This window comes from Saccharopolyspora sp. 6M (assembly GCF_020176775.1).
GTDB classification, from domain to species: Bacteria; Actinomycetota; Actinomycetes; order Mycobacteriales; family Pseudonocardiaceae; genus Saccharopolyspora_C; species Saccharopolyspora_C gregorii.
This window is the reverse complement of sequence record NZ_JAIUJZ010000344.1, coordinates 1-1,551: the sequence shown is the minus strand read 5'-3', so window position 1 is coordinate 1,551 and position 1,551 is coordinate 1. Positions and strand designations below refer to the sequence as shown.

Below are 1,551 nucleotides of genomic sequence, written 5' to 3'. Positions count from 1 at the left end.
CCCCGAGACCCCGACCCCCGAGAACCAGACCCCCGAGACGACGCGGGCCGCTTCGGCGAACAGCAACGCATGGCGGGACACGGCATTGGGCGCCGACCGCGCGGTGCGTTCCGGTGTGGACCGGGTGCGGCCCTACGCCCACCAGGTCTGGCAGAAGATCCTGCCGCTGCTGCGCCGGCTGTGGCTGGCGGTGCTGCCGCTGCTGAGCAAGGCGCGGAACTCCACCGCCGGTCGCCGCGTCGAGCAGACCGTCGGACCCTGGGCCGACCGCGCCGCCGCGAAGTTCCGCGAGCAGGGCCACGGCGGGCAGCACCGCACCCAGCAGCCGCGGCTGCGGGCCATGAAGGCCGGTGCCGGACTCGCCGCGCTGGGCGTGGTGGGCGTCGCGGTGCTCAGCGTGAGCACCGGTACGCACGACGACGTCCGCGCCGCCGCGCACGTGGACGACATCCCCGCGTCCTCGAACCAGGCCGGTCAGAACCCGGCGGACCTGTTCGACGAGACCCCCGACGACGACTCCGACGAGGACTCGGGCCCGGTGCCCGGCCCGCCCGCCAAGGGCATCGACGTCTCGAACCACAACGGATCCGTGGACTGGAAGAAGGTCGCCGCGTCCGGGCAGAACTTCACGTTCGTGCTCGCCACCGACGGCACCGACTTCACCAGCCCCAAGTACGCCGAGCAGTACCACGGCGCGAAGGACGCCGGCCTGCTGGCCGCGCCGTACCACTTCGCCCGCCCCGACGAGTCCGCCGAGGCGCAGGCCGACAAGCTGCTGAAGGTGGCCGACTACCAGCGGGACGGCAAGAGCCTGCCCCCGGTGCTCGACCTGGAGGTCGACCCGTCCGGCGGTGGCTGCTACGGCCTGTCCGTGCCGGAGATGCACGAGTGGACCGACACCTTCACGGGCAAGGTGAAGGCCGAGACCGGGACCGACCCGATCATCTACGCCAACCCCTCGTTCTGGAACGAGTGCATGGGCGGCACCGACAGCTACTCGGACCACCCGCTGTGGCTCGCCTCCTACGGCGTCGACGAGCCCACCGTGCCCAAGGGCTTCAAGGACTGGAACTTCTGGCAGTACACCGAGGACGGCAGCGTCTCCGGCGTGAACGGCTCGGTCGACCAGAACCACTTCCAGGGCAGCGTCGGCGACCTGAAGAAGCTGGCCGAGGACTGATCCCCCGGGCGCGGGCCGTTCCCCCGAACGGCCCGTCCCGCAGCCCCGGCCGGTGGAGAGGACCGAAGACCCCGGCCGCACGCCACCCCGAAGAACCCCGCCGCGCGGCCACCCCGAAGATCCGGCCACCCGACCGAGGACCGGCCACCCGAAGAACCCCGGCGCCGCCCCTCGGCTCCGGATCCCGAAACCCGGCCCCCCGCCGCCCCCCCCCCCGCGGGGGGCCGGCGCCCGGCCCGCGGCGGGGGGGGGGCCCCCCCCCCCGCGCGCGGGGGGGGCCCCCCCCCCCCCCGGCCACCGCGGTCGAGATCACCTCGGGCGGAACCCTCGACTCAGGGCAGTTGCGGCGCGGTCTCCGACACCGTCTGCGA

General features: G+C 74.0%; 1 protein-coding gene. It reads left to right on the top strand.

What is annotated here, in order from left to right; genetic code table 11:
- Nucleotides 1-1,180 (top strand): GH25 family lysozyme (locus tag LCD31_RS28730; RefSeq protein WP_224963316.1); only part of this gene is annotated, 1,180 nt, incomplete at its 5' end.
- Nucleotides 1,181-1,551: the final 371 nt, after the last annotated feature.